The 25,162-nt window shown below is 69.5% G+C and carries 20 protein-coding genes; 8 read left to right on the forward strand and 12 right to left on the reverse strand.

Translation table 11 applies throughout. The features are described 5' to 3' along the window. The first annotated feature begins 5 nt into the window (after nucleotides 1–5). On the forward strand, nucleotides 6–1,679 hold the full coding sequence (locus tag DYE23_RS18470; protein ID WP_115327857.1) for a (2,3-dihydroxybenzoyl)adenylate synthase: 1,674 nt from the start codon (nucleotides 6–8) through the stop codon (nucleotides 1,677–1,679). Here DYE23_RS18470 and DYE23_RS18475 read toward each other — a convergent pair. Next, nucleotides 1,676–6,769, reverse strand: coding sequence for a type I polyketide synthase (locus tag DYE23_RS18475; RefSeq protein WP_115327858.1), 5,094 nt, complete (start codon nucleotides 6,767–6,769; stop codon nucleotides 1,676–1,678). The genes DYE23_RS18470 and DYE23_RS18475 overlap by 4 nt on opposite strands. Before the next feature lie 107 nt (nucleotides 6,770–6,876). Next, entirely contained in the window at nucleotides 6,877–7,254 is a 378-nt protein-coding gene (locus DYE23_RS18480; RefSeq protein WP_011893569.1) for a nuclear transport factor 2 family protein, read from the reverse strand. A 48-nt stretch (nucleotides 7,255–7,302) separates the two neighbouring features. On the opposite strand from DYE23_RS18480, the gene DYE23_RS18485 reads away from it, so the two are divergent. Beyond that, on the forward strand, nucleotides 7,303–8,163 hold the full coding sequence (locus tag DYE23_RS18485) for an LLM class F420-dependent oxidoreductase (protein WP_115327859.1): 861 nt from the start codon (nucleotides 7,303–7,305) through the stop codon (nucleotides 8,161–8,163). 18 nt (nucleotides 8,164–8,181) lie between these two features. Here the strand turns inward: DYE23_RS18485 and hemW are convergent, their stop codons facing one another. Continuing rightward, a complete protein-coding gene (gene hemW, locus DYE23_RS18490; RefSeq protein ID WP_013471362.1) occupies nucleotides 8,182–9,378 on the reverse strand; it encodes a radical SAM family heme chaperone HemW in 1,197 nt (398 codons plus the stop codon). Between the two features lie 304 nt (nucleotides 9,379–9,682). On the opposite strand from hemW, the gene DYE23_RS18495 reads away from it, so the two are divergent. The 5 genes from DYE23_RS18495 to DYE23_RS18515 all read left to right on the forward strand — a co-directional run bounded on the left by DYE23_RS18495 (nucleotide 9,683) and on the right by DYE23_RS18515 (nucleotide 15,223). Then, complete coding sequence (locus tag DYE23_RS18495; RefSeq protein WP_115327860.1) at nucleotides 9,683–11,365, forward strand: nitrite/sulfite reductase; 1,683 nt, start codon at nucleotides 9,683–9,685, stop codon at nucleotides 11,363–11,365. A gap of 2 nt (nucleotides 11,366–11,367) precedes the next feature. After that, nucleotides 11,368–12,090 (forward strand): phosphoadenylyl-sulfate reductase, encoded by a 723-nt coding sequence (locus tag DYE23_RS18500; protein WP_115327861.1) that lies wholly within the window; start codon nucleotides 11,368–11,370, stop codon nucleotides 12,088–12,090. Next, entirely contained in the window at nucleotides 12,087–12,791 is a 705-nt protein-coding gene (locus DYE23_RS18505) for a sirohydrochlorin chelatase (protein WP_115327862.1), read from the forward strand. Before DYE23_RS18500 ends, DYE23_RS18505 begins: the two co-directional genes overlap by 4 nt. 73 nt (nucleotides 12,792–12,864) lie before the next feature. Beyond that, the gene (locus DYE23_RS18510) at nucleotides 12,865–14,232 is read left to right on the forward strand and encodes a hemolysin family protein (protein WP_115327863.1); all 1,368 of its coding nucleotides are present in this window, start codon (nucleotides 12,865–12,867) and stop codon (nucleotides 14,230–14,232) included. Further along, nucleotides 14,225–15,223, forward strand: coding sequence for a hemolysin family protein (locus tag DYE23_RS18515; RefSeq protein WP_011893562.1), 999 nt, complete (start codon nucleotides 14,225–14,227; stop codon nucleotides 15,221–15,223). The genes DYE23_RS18510 and DYE23_RS18515 overlap by 8 nt, the downstream gene beginning before the upstream one ends. 18 nt (nucleotides 15,224–15,241) lie before the next feature. Here the strand turns inward: DYE23_RS18515 and DYE23_RS18520 are convergent, their stop codons facing one another. The 6 genes from DYE23_RS18520 to DYE23_RS18540 form a co-directional block, all read right to left on the reverse strand. After that, nucleotides 15,242–16,276, reverse strand: a complete 1,035-nt coding sequence (locus tag DYE23_RS18520) for a sulfate/molybdate ABC transporter ATP-binding protein (RefSeq protein ID WP_013471361.1) — start codon at nucleotides 16,274–16,276, stop codon at nucleotides 15,242–15,244. A gap of 14 nt (nucleotides 16,277–16,290) precedes the next feature. After that, entirely contained in the window at nucleotides 16,291–17,109 is an 819-nt protein-coding gene (cysW, locus tag DYE23_RS18525; RefSeq protein ID WP_013471360.1) for a sulfate ABC transporter permease subunit CysW, read from the reverse strand. Nucleotides 17,110–17,119: 10 nt separating this feature from the next. Further along, nucleotides 17,120–17,950 carry a sulfate ABC transporter permease subunit CysT gene (gene cysT / locus DYE23_RS18530; RefSeq protein ID WP_013471359.1) on the reverse strand — a complete coding sequence of 277 codons (831 nt, stop codon included), beginning with the start codon at nucleotides 17,948–17,950 and terminating at the stop codon, nucleotides 17,120–17,122. Next, nucleotides 17,947–18,984, reverse strand: a complete 1,038-nt coding sequence (locus DYE23_RS18535; protein WP_013471358.1) for a sulfate ABC transporter substrate-binding protein — start codon at nucleotides 18,982–18,984, stop codon at nucleotides 17,947–17,949. The genes cysT and DYE23_RS18535 overlap by 4 nt, the downstream gene beginning before the upstream one ends. A gap of 122 nt (nucleotides 18,985–19,106) precedes the next feature. After that, entirely contained in the window at nucleotides 19,107–19,199 is a 93-nt protein-coding gene (locus DYE23_RS31955; protein ID WP_353961809.1) for an Ms4533A family Cys-rich leader peptide, read from the reverse strand. A gap of 130 nt (nucleotides 19,200–19,329) precedes the next feature. After that, on the reverse strand, nucleotides 19,330–19,536 hold the full coding sequence (locus DYE23_RS18540) for a hypothetical protein (protein WP_011893557.1): 207 nt from the start codon (nucleotides 19,534–19,536) through the stop codon (nucleotides 19,330–19,332). 86 nt (nucleotides 19,537–19,622) lie between these two features. Here DYE23_RS18540 and DYE23_RS18545 point away from each other — a divergent pair, with 86 nt between their 5' ends. Continuing rightward, nucleotides 19,623–21,641: a glycoside hydrolase family 15 protein gene (locus DYE23_RS18545; protein ID WP_011893556.1), complete on the forward strand. Its 2,019-nt coding sequence runs from the start codon at nucleotides 19,623–19,625 to the stop codon at nucleotides 21,639–21,641. A gap of 10 nt (nucleotides 21,642–21,651) precedes the next feature. On the opposite strand, the gene DYE23_RS18550 is transcribed toward DYE23_RS18545, so the two are convergent. From DYE23_RS18550 to lepA, 3 genes are all read right to left on the reverse strand, one after another. Next, on the reverse strand, nucleotides 21,652–22,365 hold the full coding sequence (locus DYE23_RS18550) for a sensor domain-containing protein (RefSeq protein ID WP_115329024.1): 714 nt from the start codon (nucleotides 22,363–22,365) through the stop codon (nucleotides 21,652–21,654). Nucleotides 22,366–22,389: 24 nt separating this feature from the next. After that, a complete protein-coding gene (locus DYE23_RS18555) occupies nucleotides 22,390–23,097 on the reverse strand; it encodes a sensor domain-containing protein (RefSeq protein WP_115329025.1) in 708 nt (235 codons plus the stop codon). Between the two features lie 100 nt (nucleotides 23,098–23,197). Then, nucleotides 23,198–25,102, reverse strand: a complete 1,905-nt coding sequence (gene lepA / locus DYE23_RS18560) for a translation elongation factor 4 (protein WP_011893553.1) — start codon at nucleotides 25,100–25,102, stop codon at nucleotides 23,198–23,200. Nucleotides 25,103–25,162: the final 60 nt, after the last annotated feature.

Raw genomic sequence — 25,162 nt, forward strand, 5'->3', positions numbered from 1 at the left:
CACTGATGACCACTGGATTCCCGATCGAATACGGCCATGGCCTAACAAACGGCGACCTGAAGCACGGCTTCGTCCCCTTCCCCGAGGATCGCGCCGAGGCCTACCGGCGGGCCGGCTATTGGACGGGACGGCCGCTCGACTCGATCCTGACCGACGCGGCCTCCCGGTGGCCGGACAAGCCGGCGATCATCGACGCCACGCGCAGCTACACGTTCGCCGAGCTGGACGCCGCCGCCGACCGGGCCGCCGCGGGGCTGGCCGACCTCGGCATCCGCCCGGGAGAGCGGGTGCTGCTGCAGCTGCCGAACTCGTGCCAGTTCGCCGTCGCGCTCTTCGCCCTGCTGCGGGCCGGCGTCGTACCCGTGATGTGCCTGACCGGGCACCGTACGGCAGAACTCGGTCACTTCGCCGACGTCAGCGGCGCGGTCGCGGTGATCGTTCCCGACCGGGCGGGAGGGTTCGACTACCGCGACATGGCGGCCTCGCTCGCCGCGCAACGTCCGGCACTGCGCCACGTGATCGTCGACGGCAAACCCGGCGATCAGGTCTCGTGGCAGTCGATCCTCGACTTCGCCGGGCCACGTCTCGGGCGCACGCCAGTCGATCCGTCGCTTCCGGCGCTGTTGCTGGTCTCGGGCGGAACCACGGGGCTGCCCAAGCTCATCGCACGCACCCACGACGACTACGTCTACAACGCGCATGCCTGCGCGCAGGCATGCGAGATGACCGGTGAGGACGCCTATCTCGTTGCGCTGCCCGCGGGGCACAACTTCCCGCTGGCCTGTCCCGGGCTGCTCGGGTCGATGACGGTCGGAGCGCCGACGGTGTTCACCGCAGACCCCAGCCCGGAGAACGCCTTCGCGTTGATCGACAAGCATCGGATCACGGTGACCGGGTTGGTGAACGCACTGGCCAAGTTGTGGGCGCAGGCGTGCGACTGGGAGCCGGTGCTGCCGACGTCACTGCGGTTCGTCCAGGTCGGCGGGTCGCGGATGAGCCCGGAGGAAGCGCGTTTCATCCTCGACCGGCTCACCCCGGGAATGTCGCAGATCTTCGGCATGGCCGAGGGGATGCTCAACTTCACCCGGCCCGGCGATCCCGAGGACGTCGTGGTGCACACGCAGGGACGGCCGATGTCGCCGCACGACGAGATGCGCGTCGTCGACGAGGACGGTGTCGAGGTCGCACCCGGCGAGGAGGGCGAGCTGCTGGTCCGGGGGCCCTACACGCTCAATGGGTACTACCGGGCCGACGACGCCAACGCCCGCTCCTTCACGCCGGACGGCTTCTACCGCACGGGTGACCGGGTCCGGATCTTCACCGACGGGCCCCGTGCCGGGTACGTCGAGGTCACCGGCCGGGTCAAGGACGTGATCCACCGCGGTGGTGAGACGGTGTCGGCGACCGACCTTGAGGATCACCTGCACACCCACCCGTCCGTCTACGCGGCGGCCGCAGTGGCGCTGCCCGACGAGTACCTGGGCGAGAAAATCTGCGCTGCAGTCGTTTTCACGGGACCGCCGCTCACGCTCGCCGATCTCAATGCCTTCCTCGACGAGCGCGGCGCCTCCACGCACGCGCGTCCCGATGTGCTGGTTCCGGTACCGTCGCTGCCGACGACAGCGGTGGGCAAGGTCGACAAGAAGGCACTCGTGGCGCAGTTGACGGCGAATTCCTAGGTGACGCCGGTCTTCTCGGACTGCGGTGCGAGCAGCTCGACGATCCGGTCCGATACCGCGGCGGCCGTCGGGTGTTCCCACAGCAGGGTCGGCGGCAGCGCCAACCCCGTCCGCTTCTCCAGCGTGCGCCTTAGCGCGACGGTCATGATCGAGTCGACGCCCGTTTCGACCAGCGGCACCCGCGGATCGACATCCGTCTCGGACAATCCGAGTTCGGCGGCGACGGCCTCGATCACCTGTTGCGCCACCCACTCGCCGAGGTCGGCGTCACCGGGACCCGCCGCGACATCGCCACCGTCACTCTGGTCCGTGGGCGCGACATCGGCGAGCATCGGCACCGCCGAGGCCTCGGGAAGCACCGGCAGCACAACCACATTGGGATCCTGACCGCGCATCGCGGAGTCGAGGGCGCGGAACGCGTCATCGGCACCGACCGTCCCCATCCCCAGCGCCTCGAGCTGGGCCGCGACGAAGCCGGACGTGGACCCCATGCCCAGGCCCCGCCATGCCGTCCACGCGATGCTGACCGTGCGGTCCCCCAGGCTCCGCCGGTGCCGCGCGGCGGCGTCGAGAAACGCGTTGGCACAGGCGTAGGCGCCCTGACCCGGAAACCCGGCGAGGTACCCACACGACGAGAACAGCACCATCCAGTCCAGCTGCCCGGGTGGGAACAACTCGTGCAGGGTCAGCGTCCCGGCGACCTTCGGCCGCATCGCCGCGTGAAGGTCGGCAGCAGATGTGGTGAGCAGCAGCGCACCGGCTTCCACGCCCGCGGCATGGACGACCCCCCGCACGGCGGGCAGCTCCCGCAGGATCGTCCTGAGCTGATCGCCTGCGCCGGGCGCTCCGATGTCGACCGCCGCGATGTGCACGGTCACACCGCGCTCCTCCAGCGCCGTCACCGCCCGGACCGCGTGGTCACCGCTGTCCGCCCACTGCGTGCGGTGCGGCACGCCGGACCGCGACAGCAGCACCAGACGTCGCGCGCCGAGGTCGGCCAGCCGCTGCGCGATCCGCAGCCCCAGCGCGCCCGTACCGCCGGTGATCAGATACGTACCGCCCGGCGTGCACGCCATCGCGTCGCCACCGGCGGGCCGCGCGGGCGTCAACCGCGCCGTACACGCCCGCCCGTCCCGGAACACCACGACGCCGTGCCCGGCCATCGAAGCCAGCACGCCGACCGGCAGCGGACCGTCGGCGACGTCGAGCACCCCGCCCCACAGCTGCGGATGCTCGGCGGCGGCGACCCGCGCCAATCCCCACAGCGGCGCATGCACGAGGTTCGCGCCTTCCTGCACCCGCCGGGTCAGCACCCACAGCGGAGCCTCGGACCCCTTGGCGTGCAACACCTTCAGACTGTTCAGCACCAGCTCGGCCGACGCCTCGGGTGACGCGTCGACAGGCGGGACCAGCAGCACGACCGCGCCTGGCTCGAGCGTGTCCGACACCTCGTCGACCGTCGAGTGGACGTCGACCGGCACCCCGGCGGCGAGGAGATCCCGCTGGACCTCGGCGCTGTCCCCGCCTGCGACCAGAGCGACCTCGACTGGGCGCGCCTCGACGTCGTAGCATGTTTCATGCCACGCCACGTGGTGCATCATGCGCGAGAGATCCACTCCCGCTGGACTTTCCAGTTCCTCGAAGGTCATGCCGGCGATGAAGGCGCGCACGGCTCCGGACTCGTCGGCGATCGTCACATCGGTGGTGGTGCCTCCGCGGTGCCGCACGTGCAGCAGCGCCACCGCAGGCGGATCAGCGCAGACGTGCACGCGCTCGATGTGCGCGGGCATCCGCAGCCGCGGCGGACCGTCGAACACCGTGGACGCGGCCGAGGTCGCGGCATCGAGCAACCCCGCCCAGGTCTCGGGCGCCGAGCCGTCCTCCTGCGCCGAAACCCGAAGCATGAGTTCACCGCTTCCCCGGCGCATGTCGCGCACCTGCCAATCGAAGCCCATCGCCGCCACCCCGACTCCGGCGAGCGTGTCGACGACATGACCCGCCGGCAAGGACTCGGCGCACCGGGTCCAGACGCGCTCGTCGATCGGCTCGCCGAACTCCTCGTCGGTGGCGACGACAGCGCTGCTGTGGGTGAGCCATCCGTTCTCGACGGCCTCGGTCCCGGTCAGGCGCGACGACAGCCGCAGCGAGCGCCCCTGCAAGACCACCTGAATGTCGCGGGTCCGCCCCGGCGGCACGGGGGTGCGCAGCCGGACATCGGCCAACCCGGCGCCGGCGGCGTTCAGGAAGGTGTTCAGAAGCACTGCGGCGGGGACGATCTCGGTCTGCTGCACCGGATGGTCTCCGGGATAGGGCCGGTTGCCCATGTCGAGCCTGGTCTGCCAGACCCGGGCCGGCACCTCCCCGGTCACGTCGGCGACGCCACCGAGAAGCGTGTGCGAAGCGGGGTCGTGCAGTGCGGCCGTGCCGGGGGGCGGTGTCGGGGTGCGCCAGAACCGGCGGTGCTGCCACTGCGTGCCGGGAAGATCGGCCGCCCAGCGCGTCGTCGGGGTGAGGCCGTGCGCGACAGGCGCGCCGTGGCAGTACAGGCCGGCGACGGCGGCGCCGACCGCGCGTCGCTCCGGCTGGTCCCGCCGCAGCACCGGCAGCACCGCGTGCTCCCCGACACCGAGGCCGAGCAGCGTCTCGGCGATCGAGTGCGACACCACCGGATGTGCGGACACCTCCAGGAACAGCCGGTGGCCGTCCTCGGCGGCCGCGCGGACCGCCTCGGCGAAACGGACCCGGCCCCGCAGGTTCACCGCCCAGTAGTCGGGCCCCCTGGGCACCGTGGAGCGCGGATCTTCCAACGCGGTGGTGTAGAGGGGTATGTGTGCCGAATCCGGGTGCGGCAGCTGCGCAACCATCGCTGCCAGGTCGGCGGTGAGCGCGTCCATCGCCGGGCTGTGGAAGGCCACGTCGGTGTTGACCCGACGCACCGTCATGCCGTCGGCCGTCCATGCGTCGACGATCCCGTCGACGGCGGCGACCGTGCCCGATACCACCGTCGACTCGGTCGACGCGCTGATGGCGGCAACGACGTCGGTGCGTCCGGCGAGGCGGCGTTCGGCCTCGTCGAACGGCAGCCGCACCAGCGCCATGGCCCCCTTGCCCATCACCGATCGGAAGCCCCGCGCGCGATGACAGGCGACGGCGGCGCCGTGCGCCAGGTCGAACACACCCGACACGACGCACGCCGCGACCTCGCCGACCGAGTGTCCGATCACCGCGGCGGGTGTCACCCCCCGGCTTTTCAGCACCGCGGCGAGACCGACCTGCATCGCGAAGGTCAGTGCCTGCACCCGGTCGGTACCGCCGAGGTCCTCGGCCGTCAGGGCAACGCGTGCGGAAAAGCCGAGTTCCCGGGCGAACACGATGTCGACCTCGTCGATGGTCGCGGCGAACGCCGGCTCGGTCATCAGCAGCTCACGCCCCATGCCCGCCCAGTGCGATCCGTGACCCGAGAACACCCATACCGCACCGGTTTCCGCGCCGGGCACGACATGGCCCGTGACGACACGGGCGTCACGGCCGCGCGCGGCGATCACATCGAGCGCGGCGACGGCGGCCTCCGCCGCCTGAGCGCCGGAGAGTCCGTCGGTGACGACAGCACCCCGGACGGGATCGTGGGAGCGCCGTGTCCACATCGTGGCCGCCACATCGCCGACGGCGAACGCCGCCTCCCGCAGGTGGCCGGCCAGCGCATCGGCGGCAGCGGCGAGCCGGGCCTCCGAGCGCGCGCTCAGCGGAATGAAAGTGGTTGAGGCCGTGGCGGTATCGGGATCCGATGCAAGGGGCGCCTCTTCGAGCAGCACGTGGGCGATGGTGCCGCCGTAGCCGTAACTGCACACCGCCGCCCGGCGCGGGGCGCCCCCGCGGGGCCACGGCTGCGCCTCGGTCGGCACGCGCAACCCGCTGCCGGCCCAGTCCACGGCGGTGGTCAGCGTGCGCACACCGGCAGTCGGCGGCAGCATCTCGTGGTGCAGCGCGAGGACCGTCTTGATGAGACCGACGACGCCGGCGCCGCCTTCGAGGTGGCCGACGTTGGGCTTGACCGAACCCAGCGCACACGGGTCGTCGGCACGTCCGTAGACCTCGGACAGCGCGCCCACTTCGACGGGATCCCCTGTCGGAGTGCCGGTTCCGTGTGCCTCCAGATAGCCGACGCTCTCGGGCGAGACGCCGGCGGCACGACAGGCGAGCCGGAACAGATCGGCCTGCGCCTCACCGTTTGGAGACATGATGCCGACCGTCCTGCCGTCCTGGGCGACCGCTCCGCCGCGCACCACCGCGAGCACCCGGTCACCGTCGCGCAGGGCGTCGGCGAGGCGTTTGAGCACGACGACACCGGCGCCTTCGCCGCGTCCGTAGCCGTCGGCGGCGTCGTCGAACGTCTTGCACCGGCCGTCCGGGGCGGTCGCGCCCGCGACGTCGAGCACCCGCGTCAGCCCCGGACCGATCAGCGCGCTGACCCCACCGGCGAGCGCGAGTGACGTCTCACCGGCCCGCAGAAGCTGGCACGCCTGGTGCACGGCGACCAGCGAGGCGGCGCACGCGGCGTCCAGCGCGACGCTGGGCCCGCGCAGATCGAGCAGGTGCGACACCCGGTTGGCCACGCCGCACAGCGAGGTCCCGATGCCCGTCCACGCCTCGATGCCCGCGAGGTCCTCCATGATCAATTTGCCGTAGTCGTCGGAGTTGACTCCCATCAGCACCGCGGTGTCACTGCCGGCGAGCGAGCGCGGCGGGATGCCCGCGTGTTCGAGCGCCTCCCAGGACACCTCCAGCGCCAGCCTCTGCTGGGGGTCCATCAACTCGGCCTCGCGCGGGGACACCCCGAAGAACTCGGCGTCGAAACCGGGCAGGTCGTCCAGGAATGAGCCCCACCGGGTGGTCTCCCGGAGCACGGCCGCGTTGCGGGGATCACGGTGCAGGTAGGGCTCCCACCGCTCCGGCGGGACCTCGGTGACCGCGCTGTCGCCGGCGAGCAGGAACGAGAAGAACTCGCCGGGGGTACTGATGTCTCCCGCCAGACGGCAGCCGATCCCGACGACGGCGATCGGCTCGGCGGCGTCCGCGCCGTTCACCCCCACGTCGGCCGTGCCGGCGACGACGTGTGGATAGCCTTCCCTAACCTTGGCTTCGGCATGGCGAACATCCTGGCACAACCCAGGAGCCGGCGGGGCATCACCCCGGGGTGTCACCTGGGCGGTTGAGCTCCCGGATCGTCCGGATCCACCTCGACCGCGTAGGACGTGATCGTCGCGATCTGCTCGCCGTCGAACTCGTAGATCGCACAGCTGGCCACGGCGGTGACGCCGTCGGGTCGCACGTAGCGGACCACCGTGTCGACCGCGATGACGTCGCCGCCGTCGGCGACCACGCACCGGTCGAACTCCACCGTGGTGCCTTCCAGGCTCGCCGTGGTGTCCCGGCACGTCGCGCGCACGGCGTCCGCACCCTCCAGCACCATGCCGCCGACGATCGTCCACGTGACGTCCCGGGCGAGATGATCCAGCGCGTCCTCGAAGCGATGCTCGGAGAACGCGCGGGCCACGGCGCCGGGATCGAATGCCATGAGCACGACCGTAGCGCCCCGGCCGCCCGGCACGGTATGAGTAGACATATGAATCTGTCGGGTGTCGGTCTGTGGAGTTCTCAACTGCGATACGGAAATCCGGAGGAGGCCGCCGAGGCCGCCGCCGAACTCGACGGGTTGGGGTTCACCGCGCTGTGGATTCCCGACGTCGGCGGTCCCGTGCTGGATTCGGTGGAGAACCTGCTGGGGGCCACGCAGAAGACCGTGATCGCCACCGGCATCCTGAACCTCTGGATGCATGAGCCCGCCGAGGTCGCGGCCCGCTACGCCACCCTCACCGACAAGCACGGCGAGCGGTTCCTGCTCGGCATCGGTGTCAGCCACGCGCCGCTGATCGACTCCAAGGAACCGGGCCTCTACCGCAAGCCGCTGGCGGCGACGGAGAAGTTCCTCGACGCGATCGACGCCTCCGAACAGCCGGTGCCGAAGGCCAACCGGGTCCTCGCCGCGCTCGGCCCGAAGATGCTGCAGCTGTCGGCGACCAAGGCGGGCGGGGCGCACCCGTACCTGTCCACGCCGACGCACACGGCGCAGGCCCGCGAGGTCCTCGGCGACGGACCGCTGCTGCTGCCCGAGCAGACGGTGCTGCTCACCGACGACCGCGACAAGGCGCGTGAGATCGGAACCGATTGGCTGCGTTCGTATCTCGCGTTGCCGAACTACGCCAACAACCTTCTGCGTCTCGGCTTCACCGAGGAGGACCTCTCCTCGGTCAGCGACCGGGTGTTCGACGCGCTGATCGCCTGGGGCGACGAGGACGCGGTCCGCAGCCGGGTCCAGGAGCACCTCGACGCGGGCGCGAACCACGTCTGTGTGCAGGTGCTCACCGCCGATCCGCGGGAGTTCCCGCGCGAGCAGTGGCGCAGGCTGGCCTCGGCTCTGTTGTAGAACCGGCTCTGTTGTAGATCAGGTCAGCAGGTCGCGCACGACCGCGTCGGCGAGCAGTCGGCCGCGGTCGGTGAGCACGAAGCTCTGTCCGTCGGCGCGCAGCAGTCCGTCGGCGACCGCGACCGCGGCACGCTCGCGTTCGCGCGCCGACAGCGTGGCGGCGGGCAGTCCGGTGCGCAGCCGCGTCTTCAGCATCACCTCTTCGACGTGCGAGGTCTCGGCGTCGATCGCCTCGAGGTCGGCGACGGGCAGCGCGCCCGTCTCCAGCGTAGCGGCATAAGCGTTGGGGTGCTTCACATTCCACCACCGGGTGGCATCGACGTAGCCGTGCGCTCCGGGTCCGGCGCCCCACCACTGCCCGCCGTCCCAGTAGCCGAGGTTGTGGCGGCACTCGCCGTCCGGCCGACTCCAGTTGGACACCTCGTACCAGGTGAAGCCGGCGTCGGTGAGGCGGCGGTCGAGCAGCTCGTAGCGGCGCGCGTGCACGTCGTCGTCGGGTCGTGCGATCTCGCCGCGCCGGACGCGGCGCGCGAGCGCGGTGCCGTCCTCGACGATCAGCGCATAGCCCGACACGTGGTCGACGCCGGCCTCGACGGCGGCGTCGGCCGAGCGCAGCAGATCGTCGTCGGTCTCGCCCGGTGTGCCGTAGATGAGGTCGAGGTTCACGTGGTCGAAGCCCTCGGCGCGCGCCTCCCGGGCCGCGTCCACCGCGCGCCCGGGCGAGTGCACCCGGTCCAGCGCTCTGAGGACGTGGGGGGCGGTGGACTGCATGCCCAGCGATACGCGGGTGTATCCGGCGGCGCGCAGCCCGGCGAAGAAGCGGGGCGAGGTCGACTCCGGGTTGGATTCGGTGGTGATCTCGGCGTCGGGGGTCAGCGTGAAGTCGGCGCGGACGGCGTCGAGCACCCGCGCCAGCCCGGCCGCGCCGAGCAGCGACGGGGTTCCCCCGCCGACGAACACCGTCGACACCGGCGGCGGCTCGCCGAGGTGGGCGGCGGCCATCTGCAGCTCGGCCCGCAGGGCCGTGAGCCAGCCGTCGGGGGTCGCGCCCCCGGCCCCCAGCTCGGCGGGCGTGTAGGTGTTGAAGTCGCAGTAACCGCAGCGTGTCGCGCAGAACGGGACGTGGATGTACACCCCGAACGGTCTGTCCGCGGGAGCCGTCAGCGCGGGGAGCGCGGGCCGCCGGGCAGCGGCGGCGGAAGGGCCGACGGACATGCTGACCAGTGTGTCAGAGCGACTTCCGCGCACGGTGAACGCAAATAACCGCCGGTTAGGGCATTGCCGGTGTTCGTGGCACAATGGCCGACGTGATCGACGCCCGCACCCTTTCCACCCGCGTTGTGCTGGTGGCTCGGCGTCACGTCGACTTCAAGCGCGTCTGCACGTGCTGTTGTCCGCTTTGTCGCGTCTGATCCAGGACCCAGCCCACCCGTTTCAGCTGGCCGCCGGATCTGCGCCGCCGGACAGCCACCGGTGACAGCGCGCGGTCCCCACGCCGGCTCCGACCGAGAGCCACATCATGACGACAGCCAAGACACCCCCCGCCAAACCGGCGAAGCGCCCCCGCGGCGAAGGCCAGTGGGCGCTGGGCTACCGCGAGCCCCTCAATCCGAACGAACAGTCCAAGAAGGACGACAACCCGCTCAACGTGCGGGAGCGCATCGAGAACATCTACGCCAAGAACGGCTTCGAGAGCATCGACAAGGGCGACCTGCGCGGACGTTTCCGCTGGTGGGGGCTCTACACACAGCGCAAGCCCGGGTACGACGGCACCTGGACCGGTGACGAGAACACCGACATGCTCGAAGATGAGTACTTCATGCTGCGGGTCCGCAGCGACGGCGGGGCGCTGACCGCCGCGGCGCTGCGCACCCTGGGCACCATCTCCACCGAGTTCGCCCGGGACACCGCCGACATCTCGGACCGCCAGAACGTCCAGTACCACTGGATCGACGTCAAGGACATGCCGGAGATCTGGCGCCGGCTCGACGAGGTCGGCCTGCAGACCACCGAGGCGTGCGGCGACTGCCCGCGCGTGGTGCTGGGTTCGCCGCTGGCCGGTGAGTCGCTCGACGAGGTGATCGACGGCACGCCCGCGGTCAACGAGATCGTCAAGCGCTACATCGGCAAGAAGGAGTACTCCAACCTGCCGCGCAAGTTCAAGACCGCGATCTCGGGTCTGCAGGACGTCGTGCACGAGGTCAACGACGTCGCGTTCATCGGCGTCAACCATCCCGAGCACGGTCCCGGCTTCGACCTGTGGGTCGGCGGCGGCTTGTCGACCAACCCGATGCTGGGTCAGCGTGTCGGCGCCTGGGTGCCGCTCGACGAGGTGCCCGATGTGTGGGAGGGCGTGGTCAGCGTCTTCCGCGACTACGGCTACCGGCGCCTGCGCGCCAAGGCCCGGCTGAAGTTCCTGATCAAGGACTGGGGCGTGGAGAAATTCAGGCAGGTTCTCGAAGAGGAATACCTGAAGCGTCCGCTGATCGACGGACCGGCGCCCGATCCGGTGACCCGGCCGATCGACCACGTCGGCGTGCAGAAGCTCAAGAACGGCCTCAACGCCGTCGGTGTCGCGCCGATCGCGGGCCGGGTGTCGGGCACCATCCTGACCAAGGTGGCCGACCTCGCCGAGGCTGCGGGCAGCGACCGGATCAGGTTCACGCCGTACCAGAAGCTGATCGTGCTCGACGTCCCCGACGACAAACTCGACGAGCTGCGCGCCGGCCTGGACGCGCTGGGTCTGCCGTCCACCCCGTCGCACTGGCGGCGCAACCTGATGGCCTGCACCGGCATCGAGTTCTGCAAGCTGAGCTTCGCCGAGACCCGCAGCCGCTCGCAGGTGCTGGTCCCCGAGCTGGAGAAGCGCCTGGAGGACATCAACGCCCAGCTCGACGTGCCGGTCACGATCAACATCAACGGCTGCCCGAACTCGTGCGCGCGCATCCAGGTCGCCGACATCGGCTTCAAGGGCCAGATGGTCGACGATGGCGACGGCCCCGAAGAGGGGTTCCAGGTTCACCTGGGCGGGAGCCTGGGTCTCGACAGCGGTTTCGGCCGCAAGCTCCGTCAGCACAAGGTGGTCGCCACCGAGCTCGGCGACTACATCGAGCGGGTTGTCCGCAACTTCGTGAAACAACGCGAGCAGGGTGAGCGTTTCGCTACGTGGGCGTTGCGAGCCGACGACGCGGACTTGAGGTAGATATGACGGACACCATGACCGAAACGGCACTGCAGGAGCTGGCCGAGCGCGGAGCTGCCGAGCTGGGTGAGCATGCGACGGCGCAGGATCTGCTGCGCTGGACCGACGAGAACTTCGGCCCCGCCAGCGGACGGGGGAACTACATCGTCGCGTCCAACATGCAGGACGCCGTGTTGGTCGATCTGGCGGCGAAGGTCCGTCCGGGCGTGGACGTGTTGTTCCTCGACACCGGCTACCACTTCGTCGAGACGATCGGCACCCGCGATGCCGTCGAGGCGGTCTACGACGTCAACGTCGTCAACGTCCGCCCCGAGCATTCGGTGACCGAGCAGGACGCGATGCTGGGGCGCAACCTGTTCGAGCGCAACGCCAACGAGTGCTGCCGGCTGCGCAAGGTGGTGCCGTTGTCCAAGGCGCTCAGCGGCTATTCCGCCTGGGTCACCGGGATCCGTCGCGTGGAGGCGCCGACGCGCGCCAACGCCCCACTGATCAGCTGGGACAAGGCGTTCGGGCTGGTGAAGATCAACCCGCTGGCGGCGTGGAGCGACGACGACATGCAGGACTACATCGACGCCAACGGCATCCTGGTCAATCCGCTTGTCGACGAGGGATATCCGTCGATCGGATGTGCCCCCTGCACCCACAAGCCCGTCGAGGGCGCCGATCCGCGCAGTGGCCGCTGGCTCGGCCAGTCCAAGACGGAGTGCGGGCTGCACGCCTCGTGACGCTCATCCTGACCGCGCACGGCAGCGCCGACCCCCGGTCGGCGGCGACGGCGCGTTCCATCGTCGAGTGCATCCGGCGCCTGCGGCCCGGCTTGGATGCGCGAATCGCGTTCTGCGAGCAGAACTCTCCGAATCTGCGTGACGTCCTGGCCGACCTGCCCGGCCGCCACGGTGTCGTCGTGCCGCTGCTGCTGGCCGACGCGTATCACGCCCGCGTCGACATCCCCCAGATGATCGCCGACTCCGGCGCCGACGTCCGGCAGGCCGCTGTGCTCGGTGAGGACGAACGGCTGATCCACGTTCTCCGGCAGCGGCTCGAACATGCCGGGGTGTCCCGGCTCGACGCCCGGGTCGGGATCCTGGTGACGGCCGTCGGGTCGTCGCGTGCGGCCGCCAACGCGAACACCGAGGCCGTCGCCCGGGAACTGACGTTGACCACGCGGTGGGCGGCGACGACCGCATTCGCCACAGGTCCGCAGCCCTCGCTGACCGACGCGGCCGCGCACCTGCGCGCGCTGGGCGCCTCACGACTGGTCATCGCGCCGTGGTTCCTCGCGCACGGCCGGATCACCGACCGGGTGGCCGCGTTCGCCCGCGCGCACGACATCCCGATGTCCGCGCCGCTCGGGGCGCACCGCCAGGTGGCCGAGACGGTGCTCGACCGCTTCGACGCCGCGCTCGTGCACCGGGCGGCCGCCTAGAATCGGTAGATTGGTCGCAAACGCACCTCACGAGCTAGGACTTGATGCAACCTCATAGACCCGGGGCGGTCGCATGCTGACCGCCCTTCTCGGGATTCTCGCCGGCTTTGTCGTCGTACTCCTCATCACCGCCCTGACCGGTTATTTCGTCGCGCAGGAATTCGCCTACATGGCCGTGGACCGCTCCCGGCTCAAGGCCCGCGCCGAAGCCGGTGACGCCGCGGCCGCTCGCGCGCTGACCGTCACCCGCCGCACGTCGTTCATGCTCTCGGGCGCCCAGCTCGGGATCACCGTGACCGGGCTGCTCGTCGGTTACGTCGCCGAACCGTTGATCGGGCAGGGGCTCGAAACCCTCCTCGGGGGCACCGGCATACCCACCGCGGTGGCCATCGGCATCGGCGGTGTCGTCGCCATCGGATTCTCGACGATCGTGCAGATGCTGTTCGGCGAGCTGTTCCCGAAGAACCTCGCGATCGCCCGGCCCGAACCGCTCGCCCGGTGGCTGGCGAGGTCCACCACGGTGTACCTGAAGCTCTTCGGATGGCTCATCTGGCTGTTCGACCAGTCGTCGAATCTGCTTCTGCGCGCGCTGCGCATCGAGCCGGTCCACGACGTCGAGCACTCGGCCACCCCGCGCGACCTCGAGCACATCGTCGCGGCCTCCCGCGAGGCCGGCGAGATCCCGCGCGAGCTGTCGGCGCTGCTCGACAGGATTCTCGACTTCCCCACCAGCACAGCCGAACACGCGATGATCCCGCGATCCCGGGTCGACGCGATCCCCGCCGACGAGCCGGTGGCCGCGGTTCTGAGCCGGATGGCCAGCGGCCACACCCGCTACCCGGTCACCGGATCCCATCCCGACGACGTCGTCGGTGTCATCCATCTGCACGACCTGCTCGGCGACACCCGCACCGCCGACCTCGCCGGTGACCGCTGCCGGCCGGCGGTGATCGTGCCGGAGACCTTGCCGCTGCCCAACGTGGTCCGCGAACTCGAGCGCGGCGACGACGAGATGGCGGTCGTCATCGACGAATACGGCGGTTTCGCCGGCATCGTCACCATCGAGGACCTCGCCGAGGAACTGGTCGGCGAGATCGACGACGAGCACGACACCGACACCGAGGCCGACGTCGTCGCCGACGGGGACGGCTGGCTGCTCGCCGGCGACCTCCCGCTCGACGAGGCCGAGCGCACCCTCGACCTGACCCTGCCGCCCGGTGACTACGAGACCGTCGCCGGGATGGTGATCGCGCATGCCGTCGGGTTGCCCGCAGTGGGCGACGAGGTCGTCATCGACCTCCCCGGAGACCCCGCCGACCTGGTCAACGAGGGCACGCCGCCGATCCGACGACTGGTGGTCGAGGTCCGTTCGATCGAGCGGCGGGTTCCGGCAACGGTTTTCGTGACCGAACGTATCGACGAGGAGGATGGCGATGAGTAGCCCGTGGGTGATCGCCGGGATCACCGCAGGTCTCATCGGGTTGAGCGCGTTCTTCGTCGCGGTGGAGTTCGCGCTGATCGCCGCGCGGCGCAACAGGCTCGAGGACGCGGCCGCCACCAGCGCGGCCGCGCGGGCGGCGCTGCGCAGCGCGGGTGAGCTCTCGCTGCTGCTCGCCGGCGCCCAGCTCGGTATCACCGCCTGCACGCTGCTCCTCGGCGCGATCACCAAACCCGCTGTGCACCACGCGATCACACCGGCGATCGGCGATCTCGGCGCACCGGGATGGGTGGCCGACGTCGGCGGCTTCGTACTGGCCCTGCTGATCGTGACGTTCCTGCATCTGGTGATCGGCGAGATGGCGCCCAAGTCGTGGGCGATCGCCCATCCGGAACGGTCGGCCACGCTGCTGGCACTGCCGATGCGGGGCTTCATGTTCCTGACCCGCCCGATGCTGCGCGCGCTGAATCGCGCCGCGAACTGGTGCCTGCGCCGCGTCGGGGTCACACCCGTCGACGAGCTGGCCGACAGCCAGGATCCCGACGCGCTGCGCCAGCTGGTCGAGCATTCGGCCACGGTCGGCACACTCGACGAGCGCTATCACGCCAACCTGGCCAGCGCGCTGGAACTCGAAGCGCTCACCGTCGGTCAGGTGGCACGCCACGACGCCCGCTACAGCGACGTCCCCGTCGACGCGACGCCCGCGCAGATTCAGGAGACGGCCAGGGCGACGGGGCATCTGCGCCTGCTGGTTCGTGACGGCGGCGCGACCGTGGGTGTGGTGCACGTCCGCGACTGCCTGACCGGCGACGCGACCGCGCGCGAGTTGATGCGGCCGGTGTTGACGATGCCCGACAGCACCCCGGTCTACGAGGCGCTGCAGCTCATGCGGCAGACCCGCACTCACCTGGTCGTGGTGGACGGCCCCTCGGGCCCGGGCCTGCTGACCCTGACCGACCTGATGTACCGCCTGCTTCCGACCGAGGCGGCCTGACTCAGGACGCGGTGACACTCACGGGACGGCGACCGGATCGTCGGTCGGCAGCGAAGGCACCCTCGTCGCGCGCACGTAGACGGTGTCGCCCTCCCTGAGACCCAGCGCCTCGGCGTCGCCCCGGGTGATCTGCGCGGTGAACGGCGTGTGCGTCGCGGCGTTGAGCAGTTCCACCCGGACCTCGAAACCGAGCATCACGATGCGCTCGATGACCGCGCGGGTGACGCCGGTCGACTGGATCGAGTTGTCGGTCGTCGCGATCGCCATATCGGGGTTCCGGCCGACGCGGATGTCGTGCGGGCGCACCAGAACTCCGTTGAGCGAGGACACCGCGCCGAGGAACGACATCACGAACGCGTTCGCCGGCGCGTCGTACACCTCGCTGGGCGACCCGACCTGTTCGATGCGGCCCTTGTTCAGCACGGCGATCCGGTCGGAGATGTCGAGCGCCTCGGACTGGTCGTGGGTGACGAGCACCGTCGTCACGTGCACCTCTTCGTGCAGACGCCGCAGCCACGCCCGCAGGTCTTCGCGGACCTTCGCGTCGAGGGCGCCGAACGGCTCGTCGAGCAGCAGCACCTCCGGATCGACGGCCAGCGCGCGCGCCAGCGCCATCCGCTGGCGCTGCCCGCCGGAGAGCTGGTTGGGGTAGCGGCCCTGGAAGCCCGCCAGACCCACGACCTCCAGCAGGTTGTCGACCTTCTCCTTGATCTCGGCCCTGGGCTTCTTGCGGATCTTGAGGCCGAACGCGACGTTGTCGCGCACCGTCAGGTGCTTGAACGCCGCATAGTGCTGGAACACGAACCCGATGCCCCGCCGCTGCGGCGGCACGTTCGTCACGTCGCGGCCGTTGATGATCACGGTGCCGGTGTCGGGATCGTCGAGCCCCGCGATCGCGCGCAGCAGCGTCGACTTCCCCGATCCACTCGGACCGAGCAGCGACGTCAGAGAACCCTTGGGCACCGTGAAGTCGACGTCGTCCAGCGCCGCGAAGTCGCCGAAACGCTTGTTGGCGCCCTTGACCTCGATGGCCAGTTCGCTCGTGGCAGACATGGGCTCTCCCCTGCTCAATCGTCGGTCCGGGTGCGTGTGCGCTGGGCGTCGAACACGATCTGGGCGATGAGCACCGTCACCGCCACGGCCATCAGCACGGTCGAGATGGTGTAGGCGCCGTAGTCGTCTCCACGGGTGTAGCGGTCGTGCACCAGCAGCGTCATGGTCTGGGACTGCCCCGGCAGGTTCGACGACACCACGAGCACGGCGCCGAACTCTCCGAGTGTGCGCGCGACGGTGAGCACCACACCGTAGGTCAGGCCCCACCGGATCGACGGCAGGGTCACGCGCCAGAACGTCTGCCACGCGTTGGCCCCCAGGGTCGCCGACGCCTCCTCCTGGTCGGTGCCGATCTCGTGCAGCACCGGTTCGACTTCGCGGATCACGAACGGCAACGTCACGAAGATGCTGGCCAGCACGATGCCCGGGAACCCGAAGATGACCGTCACCCCGAAGTCGTTCTGCACGAAGCCGAACAGCCCGGCGGTCCCCCACAGCGCGATCAGCGCCACACCGACCACCACCGGTGACACCGCGAACGGGAGGTCGATCGCGGCCTGCAGGGCGTTCTTGCCGCGGAACCGCCTGCGCGCCAGCACCAGCGCCGTGGACACACCGAACACCACGTTGAGCGGCACGACGATGGCGACGACGAGAAGCGACAACGACAGCGCGGACTGGGCCGCCGGCGTGGTGATGGATGCCCAGAAGGCGCCCAGCCCCGGAGCGAACGTCTGCCACAGGATCGCGCCCAGAGGGACGATGAGCAGCGCGATCACATAGAAGAGCGCGACGATCCGCAGGATCAGCCGGGTGCGCAGCGACAGGATCATTTCGCGCTCATCACGCTGTCGCCTCCCGCTTGGCCGCCCTGGCCCCGAAGTACCGCAGCACGAACAGCACGGCGAACGAGATCATCAGCAGCACAATCGAAATAGCGGCCGCACCGGCCGGGTCGTCGTTCTCGATGAGCGTCCTGATCCACTGCGAGGACACCTCGGTCTCCCCCGGGATCGCGCCGCCGATCAACACGATCGATCCGAATTCGCCGATGGCCCTGGAGAACGCGAGGCCGGCACCCGAGAGCAGTGACGGCGCCAGCGCCGGCAGGATCACCGAGAAGAAGATCGTCGCGTTGTTGGCGCCGAGCGACGCGGCCGCCTCCTCGACCTCCCTGTCGAGTTCCAGCAGCACCGGCTGCACGGCGCGGACGACGAACGGCAGCGTCACGAACGCCAACGCGACCCCGACGCCCCACGCGGTGTGCTGGATGTGGATCCCCACCGGGCTGGACGGTCCGTAGAGCGCGAGCAGCACCAAGCTGGCCACGATCGTGGGCAGCGCGAACGGCAGGTCGATGATCGCGTCGAGGATCCGCTTGCCGGGGAACTCGTCGCGCACCAGCACCCACGCGATCAGCAGGCCGAACACCAGGTTCACCAGCGTCACGATGATCGAGATCGTCAACGTGACCTTGAAGGACGCGATGGCCGACGGCGAGGTCACCGCCGACACGAACGCGTCCCAGCCGCCTTTGGCGGCGATCCACACGATCGCCGCCAGCGGCAGCAGCACGATCACCGACAGCCACATCACCGCGACGCCCACCTGCAGCGAGGCGCCACCCGGCCGGCGTGAGAGCGCCGGATTCGGAGCGGCCACCGGAGAGGTCATCCAGTGGCCTGCTTGTAGATCTTGGTGATGGTCCCGTTGTCCTTGTCGAACAGCTGGGTGTCGACGTTCTTCCAGCCACCCAGGTCGTCGATGGTCCACAACTTCTCGGGCGCCGGGAACTTGTCGGCGAACTCGGCCTGCACGGCCGGGTCCACCGGCCGGAATCCGGCCTCGGCCCACAGCTTCTGACCTTCCGGGGTGAACTGGAAGTCGACGAAGGCCTGCGCCTTGTCCAGGTGCCGGCTGGTGTTGACCACCGCGGTCGGGTTCTCGATCTTGAAGGTCTGCGCGGGATTGACGTGCTCGAGGTCGAAGTTCAGCGCCTCGTTCTCGTAGGCGAGCAGCACATCGCCACTGCCCTGCCGGAACACGTCGGTGGCCTCACGGCCCGAGCCGGGACGCAGCTTCACGTGCTCGGTGACGAGCTTGTTGACGAACTCGATGCCGGCCTCGGGGTTCTGCCCACCGTTGCTGGCATAGGCGTACGGCGCCAACAGGTTCCATTTGGCGGCGCCCGAACTCAGCGGGCTCGGCGTGATGACCTCGATGCCGGGCTGCAGCAGATCGTCCCAGGTGCGGATGTTCTTCGGGTTTCCGGGGCGCACCGCGAACGTGACGATCGAACCGAACGCGATGCCCTTGTTGGGCCCGGCGTTCCAGTTCTCGTCGACCTTTCCGGCCTTGACCAGGCGGGTGATGTCGGGCTCGACCGAGAAGTTGACGACGTCGGCCGGCTTGCCCGACTCGACGCTGCGCGACTGGTCACCGGAGGCGCCGTAGGACGCGGTGACCTCCACACCCTCACCCTCCTCCGTGGCCGAGAACGCGGGCGCAGCCTTCGACCAGCCCGGCTCGGGCACCGCGAACGCGACCAGGGTCAGCGTCGTCTCCGCGCTGCCGCTGCCACCACTGTCACCCGCCACGTCGCTGGCACCGCCACCGCACGCGGCGAGCAGGGTCGTCGTGACCGCGAGCGCCGCGGCGGTACGCCGGCGCGGCGGCGATTTCAGGAGGTTTCGCACGGGGTTCAGCATCGGGGGCCTCTCGACAGGGGTGACGGATTCTTGCGGGGTGACCCGGTCGCAGAAAGGCAGGTGGAGTCCTGAGGCGGAGCGCCCCAGGCGTCACCGACGCCGAGCCACGAGCGGGCAGGGTGTCAGCGACAACAACAGACATCAGCAACGGCAGCAAAACCCACGGCAATGAGGGCCACGATGTGACCACCCTTGTTGCCGGACGCCGGATGCATGGCGCGAAGAATAACAGATGTCCACCGACGTCCCGGCTCAGAACGCGTCAGCGCGTGAGCAACCACATCACGATGACGAGGACGAGCAACGCGACCAGCGCCAACGTCACCCGCGAACGCGGCATCCCGGTCATGTCTCGCCCCTCTCGGCGTCTTCTGGGGTGTGCCGGATCCGGTGCAGAATCCGGATGCTGCTGCCCAGCAGCAGGTCGAGCAGCACAGCCGTGCCGAACGCCAGGGCCAGCACCACCGGCATCACCACCAGCGTCTGCGCGATGAACGGCAGTCCGGACAGCCACAGCTCCACTGAATCCCACCAGTTGAGGAAGCCGTCCACGAAGCCAGACTATGCGCCGCCGCACCCGGCAACACACGGGGCCGTTCCGGTAGACGCCGAGGTGTCGGACAGTCGATGATGAGCAAATGGCCTTGCAGCAGTCCGAAGCCTCCGACGCGTTGTCGACCAACGGCGAGTCGTCGAGCCAGCCCTCCGCGCTGGATCTGCCGTCAGCGACGCCGAACTACAGCCCCGGCCCGCTGCGGAACCCTTTCCCGCCGATCGCCGACTACGCGTTCCTGTCCGACTGCGAGACGCAGTGCCTGATCTCGTCGGCCGGGTCGGTGGAGTGGCTGTGCGTGCCGCGTCCCGACTCACCGAGCGTGTTCGGCGCCATCCTGGACCGCGGCGCCGGCCATTTCCGTCTCGGCCCGTACGGGGTCTCGGTGCCCGCCGCGCGCCGCTACCTCCCGGGCAGCCTGATCCTGGAGACGACGTGGCAAACCCACACCGGGTGGGTCATCGTGCGCGACGCGTTGGTGATGGGCCCCTGGCACGACCTGGAGACCCGCTCGCGTACCCACCGCCGCACCCCGATGGACTGGGATGCCGAGCACATCCTGCTGCGGACCGTGCGCTGTGTCAGCGGCACCGTCGAGCTCGTGATGAGCTGCGAACCGTCCTTCGACTACCACCGCACCAGCGCGCACTGGGAGTACTCCGCGCAGGCCTACGGTGAGGCGATCGCACGCGCCACGAAGAACCCCGACTCGCATCCGACGCTGAGGTTGACGACGAACCTGCGGATCGGTCTGGAAGGTCGCGAGGCCCGCGCGCGTACCCGGCTCAAGGAGGGTGACAACGTCTTCGTCGCGCTGAGCTGGTCCAAGCATCCCGCGCCGCAGAACTTCGAAGAGGCCACCGACAAGATGTGGAAGACCAGCGAATGCTGGCGGCAGTGGATCAACGTCGGTGATTTCCCGGACCATCCGTGGCGGGCCTACCTGCAGCGCAGCGCGCTGACGCTGAAGGGACTGACGTACTCGCCCACCGGCGCACTGCTGGCGGCGCCGACCACGTCCCTGCCGGAAACCCCTCAGGGCGAACGCAATTGGGACTACCGCTATGCGTGGGTGCGCGATTCGACATTCGCGCTGTGGGGTCTCTACACGCTGGGCCTGGACCGCGAGGCCGACGACTTCTTCGCGTTCATCGCCGACGTGTCCGGCGCCAACAACGGCCAGCGCCACCCGTTGCAGGTGATGTACGGCGTCGGCGGGGAGCGCACGCTCGTCGAAGAGGAGCTCAACCACCTGTCGGGCTACGACAACTCGCGTCCGGTCCGCATCGGTAACGGCGCCTTCGACCAGATGCAGCACGACATCTGGGGCACCATGCTCGACTCGGTGTACCTGCACACCAAGTCCCGCGAGCAGATCCCCGAAACCCTGTGGCCGGTGCTCAAGGAGCAGGTCGAGGAGGCCATCAAACACTGGCGCGAACCCGACCGCGGCATCTGGGAGGTCCGCGGCGAACCGCAGCACTTCACGTCCAGCAAGATCATGTGCTGGGTCGCGCTCGACCGCGGATCCAAGCTGGCCGACCTCGAAGGCGAGAAGACCTACGCCCACCAGTGGCGTGAGATCGCCGACGAGATCAAGGCCGACATCCTCGAACACGGGGTCGACGAGCGCGGCGTGCTGACCCAGCGCTACGGCGACCCGGCGCTGGACGCGTCGCTGCTGCTGGCGGTGCTGACGCGGTTCCTGCCGCCCGACGATCCGCGGATCCGCGCGACGGTCAACGCGATCGCCGACGAACTCACCGAAGAAGGCCTCGTGTTGCGCTACCGCGTCGAGGAGACCGACGACGGGCTCTCCGGCGAGGAGGGCACCTTCACGATCTGCTCGTTCTGGCTCGTGTCGGCACTGGTCGAGATCGGCGAGATCCACCGCGCCCGGCATCTGTGCGAACGTCTGCTGTCGTTCGCCAGCCCGCTGCATCTCTACGCCGAAGAGATCGAACCGCGCACCGGCCGGCATCTGGGCAACTTCCCGCAGGCGTTCACCCACCTGGCGTTGATCAACGCCGTGGTCCACGTGATCCGGGCCGAGGAGGAGGCCGACAGCTCCGGGGTGTTCCAGCCGGCCAACGCGCCGGTGTGACCGCGCGCCGCTACCCGGCGGCGTTCCTGATCATCGCGTCGGCGATCCGGGCCGCTTCGTCGGTGATGTCATAGCCGCACGCCCACGCCTCGACGGTCACGTTGGACACCAGTGACAAGGCGTGCTGGCACGACCACCCGTCGGCCCCCTCCTGCGTCGTCACCTGGGTGAGCATCAGGTCGGCGGCCTCGACAGCACCGAGTTCCCAGAGGTAGTCACCGACGCCGAGAGCGTTGTTCGCGCAGTCCCGCCAGACGGCCTGCGAGGACTCGAGGAAGTCCCGGGCGTTGCGCTCCTCCGGATACAGCACCACCGCCTGCTCGACCCAGTGGTCGTTGCCCGCGCCCGGTTCGCGCGCGACCTGGTCTCGCACAGCCGTCCAGTCGGTGCCCTCGTACACCGGGGCCTCCGCACCGTAGACCGCACCGAGGCAGTCCGGATCCGAGACGTCGGCGGAGTGGTCGCTCATCTCGTCGAGCTCGCCCGTGACTTCCATCCCGGTGGCGCCCATGATGCTGTTGATCTCGTCGATGCCCACCAGCACGGAGTCGAGCCGGGATTCGTCGAGCGGCGCGACGTCGGTCAGCCCGGCGCCGTGGCCGCGCAGAGCAGTGCCGTCGACGGTCTCCACACAGGCGGTCATCGGCAGCATGAGCGCCGTCATCGCGGCAAGCACCCAGGCCCGGCGACGGTCGACGCGCGATCTCACCGAGCCATTGTGCATGACGTCCACGGCGGGACGCAGAGCTCAGCGCGACGCGGCGATCTTGTCGAGGATGACGTCGGCGACCGCGACCGCCCCGCGCGGCGGGCCCTCGGCGCGCGGATCGGTCAGTTCCACCTCCACGATGCAGTCCCCTGCCAGGCCGAGCGCCCGCATGGCGGTCGGCGACGCCGTGCCCGCCGAGGTGTGCAGCACGCTCGCAGAGACGACGCGCTCGTCGAAGGTGACGTCGGTGATCCGGCTCAGCTCACCGACTCCCCGTTCCGGCGACTGCAGGGCGACCGTCTGGCTGTTGCAGTGACGCCACTGCTCGGTGGTGGCGGCGAAGAACTCCTGGGCGGCAGCGGGGCTCGCCATCTGCACGACCCCGAAGAAGCCTGACACCGGCGGTCCGTCGAACGCGCCACCCGCCCACGTACTGCTCGCCACCGAACGCACCGGGCTGTCGTCGTAGACGATCTCCTGGAGCCGGTAGGCGGCGCTGACGCAGTGCGCGGGGGTCGCGTGGGCGTCGGCGACGCCGCTCAGCAACACGTCGGAGTCCCCTTCGACCGGCGGCGCCATCAACGCGTTCGGCCCCGTTCCCAGCGTCGCGGACAGTTCGGCGGCGGTGGGCAGGAACGGGCCGAGCGGGATCGCCACGGACGGCTGGGCGGCCTCGACGATCCGCACGACGGGGCGATCATCGACCGGGGCACCCGCGCAGCCCGACAGGGTCACGGCGAGGCACACCGCACCTCCCACACCGGCCCGTCTCGACACCACACTTGAGTAGCACGCCGCGCGCCGCCGCGCGAGCCGGTTCAGAGAACCCTCAGTGTCGTGCGGGCGTCTACTTCTTCGGCTTGTCCGCGGCGGACTCGGTCGACAGTGCCGCGACGAAGGCCTCCTGCGGCACCTCGACCCGGCCGATCGTCTTCATCCGCTTCTTGCCTTCCTTCTGCTTCTCCAGCAGCTTGCGCTTACGAGTGATGTCACCGCCGTAGCACTTCGACAGCACGTCCTTGCGGATCGCCCGGATGTTCTCTCGCGCAATGATTCTCGAGCCGATCGCGGCCTGCACGGGCACCTCGAACTGCTGGCGTGGGATCAGTTCCTTCAGCTTGGTCGTCATCTTGTTGCCGTACGCCGCGGCACCGTCCTTGTGGACGATGGCGCTGAACGCGTCGACGGCTTCGCCCTGCAGCAGGATGTCGACCTTGACCAGGTCGGCCTCCTGCTCGCCCGCCTCCTCGTAGTCGAGGCTCGCGTAGCCGCGGGTGCGGGACTTCAGCGAGTCGAAGAAGTCGAAGATGATCTCGCCCAGCGGCATCGTGTAGCGCAACTCGACCCGCTCGGGCGACAGGTAGTCCATGCCGCCGAGCTCGCCACGGCGCGACTGGCACAGCTCCATGATCGTCCCGATGAACTCACTCGGCGCGATCACCGTCGTCTTGACGACCGGCTCGAACACCGACCGGACCTTGCCCTCGGGCCAGTCCGACGGGTTGGTGACCGTGAGCTCGCTGTTGTCCTCTTTGATGACGCGGTAGACGACGTTGGGCGCGGTCGAGATCAGGTCGAGGTTGAACTCGCGTTCGAGCCGCTCGCGCGTGATCTCCATGTGCAGCAAGCCCAGGAAGCCGCAGCGGAATCCGAACCCGAGCGCGACCGACGTCTCCGGCTCGTAAGTCAGTGCCGCGTCGTTCAGCTGCAGTTTGTCGAGCGCCTCGCGCAGCACCGGGTAGTCCGAGCCGTCGACGGGATACAGGCCGGAATAGACCATCGGCTTGGGCTCGCGGTAGCCGGTCAGCGCCTCGGTGGCGCCCTTGCGTGCCGTCGTCACCGTGTCGCCGACCTTGGACTGACGCACGTCCTTCACGCCGGTGATCAGGTAGCCGACCTCGCCGACACCGAGACCGACCGACGGCTTGGGGTCCGGCGAGACGATGCCCACTTCGAGGAGTTCGTGCGTCGCGCCGGTCGACATCATCGCGATGCGCTCACGCGGGGTGATCCTGCCGTCGACGACGCGCACATAGGTGACGACTCCGCGGTAGATGTCGTACACCGAGTCGAAGATCATCGCGCGCGCCGGAGCGTCCGGGTCGCCCTGCGGCGGCGGGATCTCCCGGACGACGTGGTCGAGCAGGTCGCCGACGCCGGCGCCGGTCTTGCCCGACACCCGCAGCACATCCTCCGGTTCGCAGCCGATGATGTGCGCGATCTCACCGGCGTAGCGGTCGGGGTCGGCGGCGGGCAGGTCGATCTTGTTGAGCACCGGGATGATTGTCAGGTCGCGATCCAGCGCCAGGTACAGGTTCGCCAGGGTCTGCGCCTCGATGCCCTGGGCGGCGTCGACCAGCAGCACCGCACCCTCGCAGGCCTCCAGCGCGCGCGACACCTCGTAGGTGAAATCGACGTGGCCAGGGGTGTCGATCAGATGCAGGACGAACTCTTCGCCGTTGACGACCCACGGCAGGCGCACGTTCTGCGCCTTGATCGTGATGCCGCGTTCCCGCTCGATGTCCATCCGGTCCAGGTACTGCGCCCGCATGTCCCTGTCCGCGACCACACCGGTGAGCTGCAGCATCCGATCGGCCAGGGTGGACTTGCCGTGGTCGATGTGGGCGATGATGCAGAAGTTCCTGATCTGCGCCGGCGCAGTGAACGTCTTGTCGGCGAAGCTGGCGATGGGAATCTCCTGGTGAGCGGGGTCTGTCGGCCTGAGCAGGCCAGTCCAGAGTATCGAGCGCATCGGCCCGCAGCCCAATCGAGCCTCGTTCGCGCCGGCGACGCAGCCCCTATGCTTGGCGGG

It is taken from the genome of Mycolicibacterium gilvum, from assembly GCF_900454025.1.
GTDB lineage: Bacteria > Actinomycetota > Actinomycetes > Mycobacteriales > Mycobacteriaceae > Mycobacterium > Mycobacterium gilvum.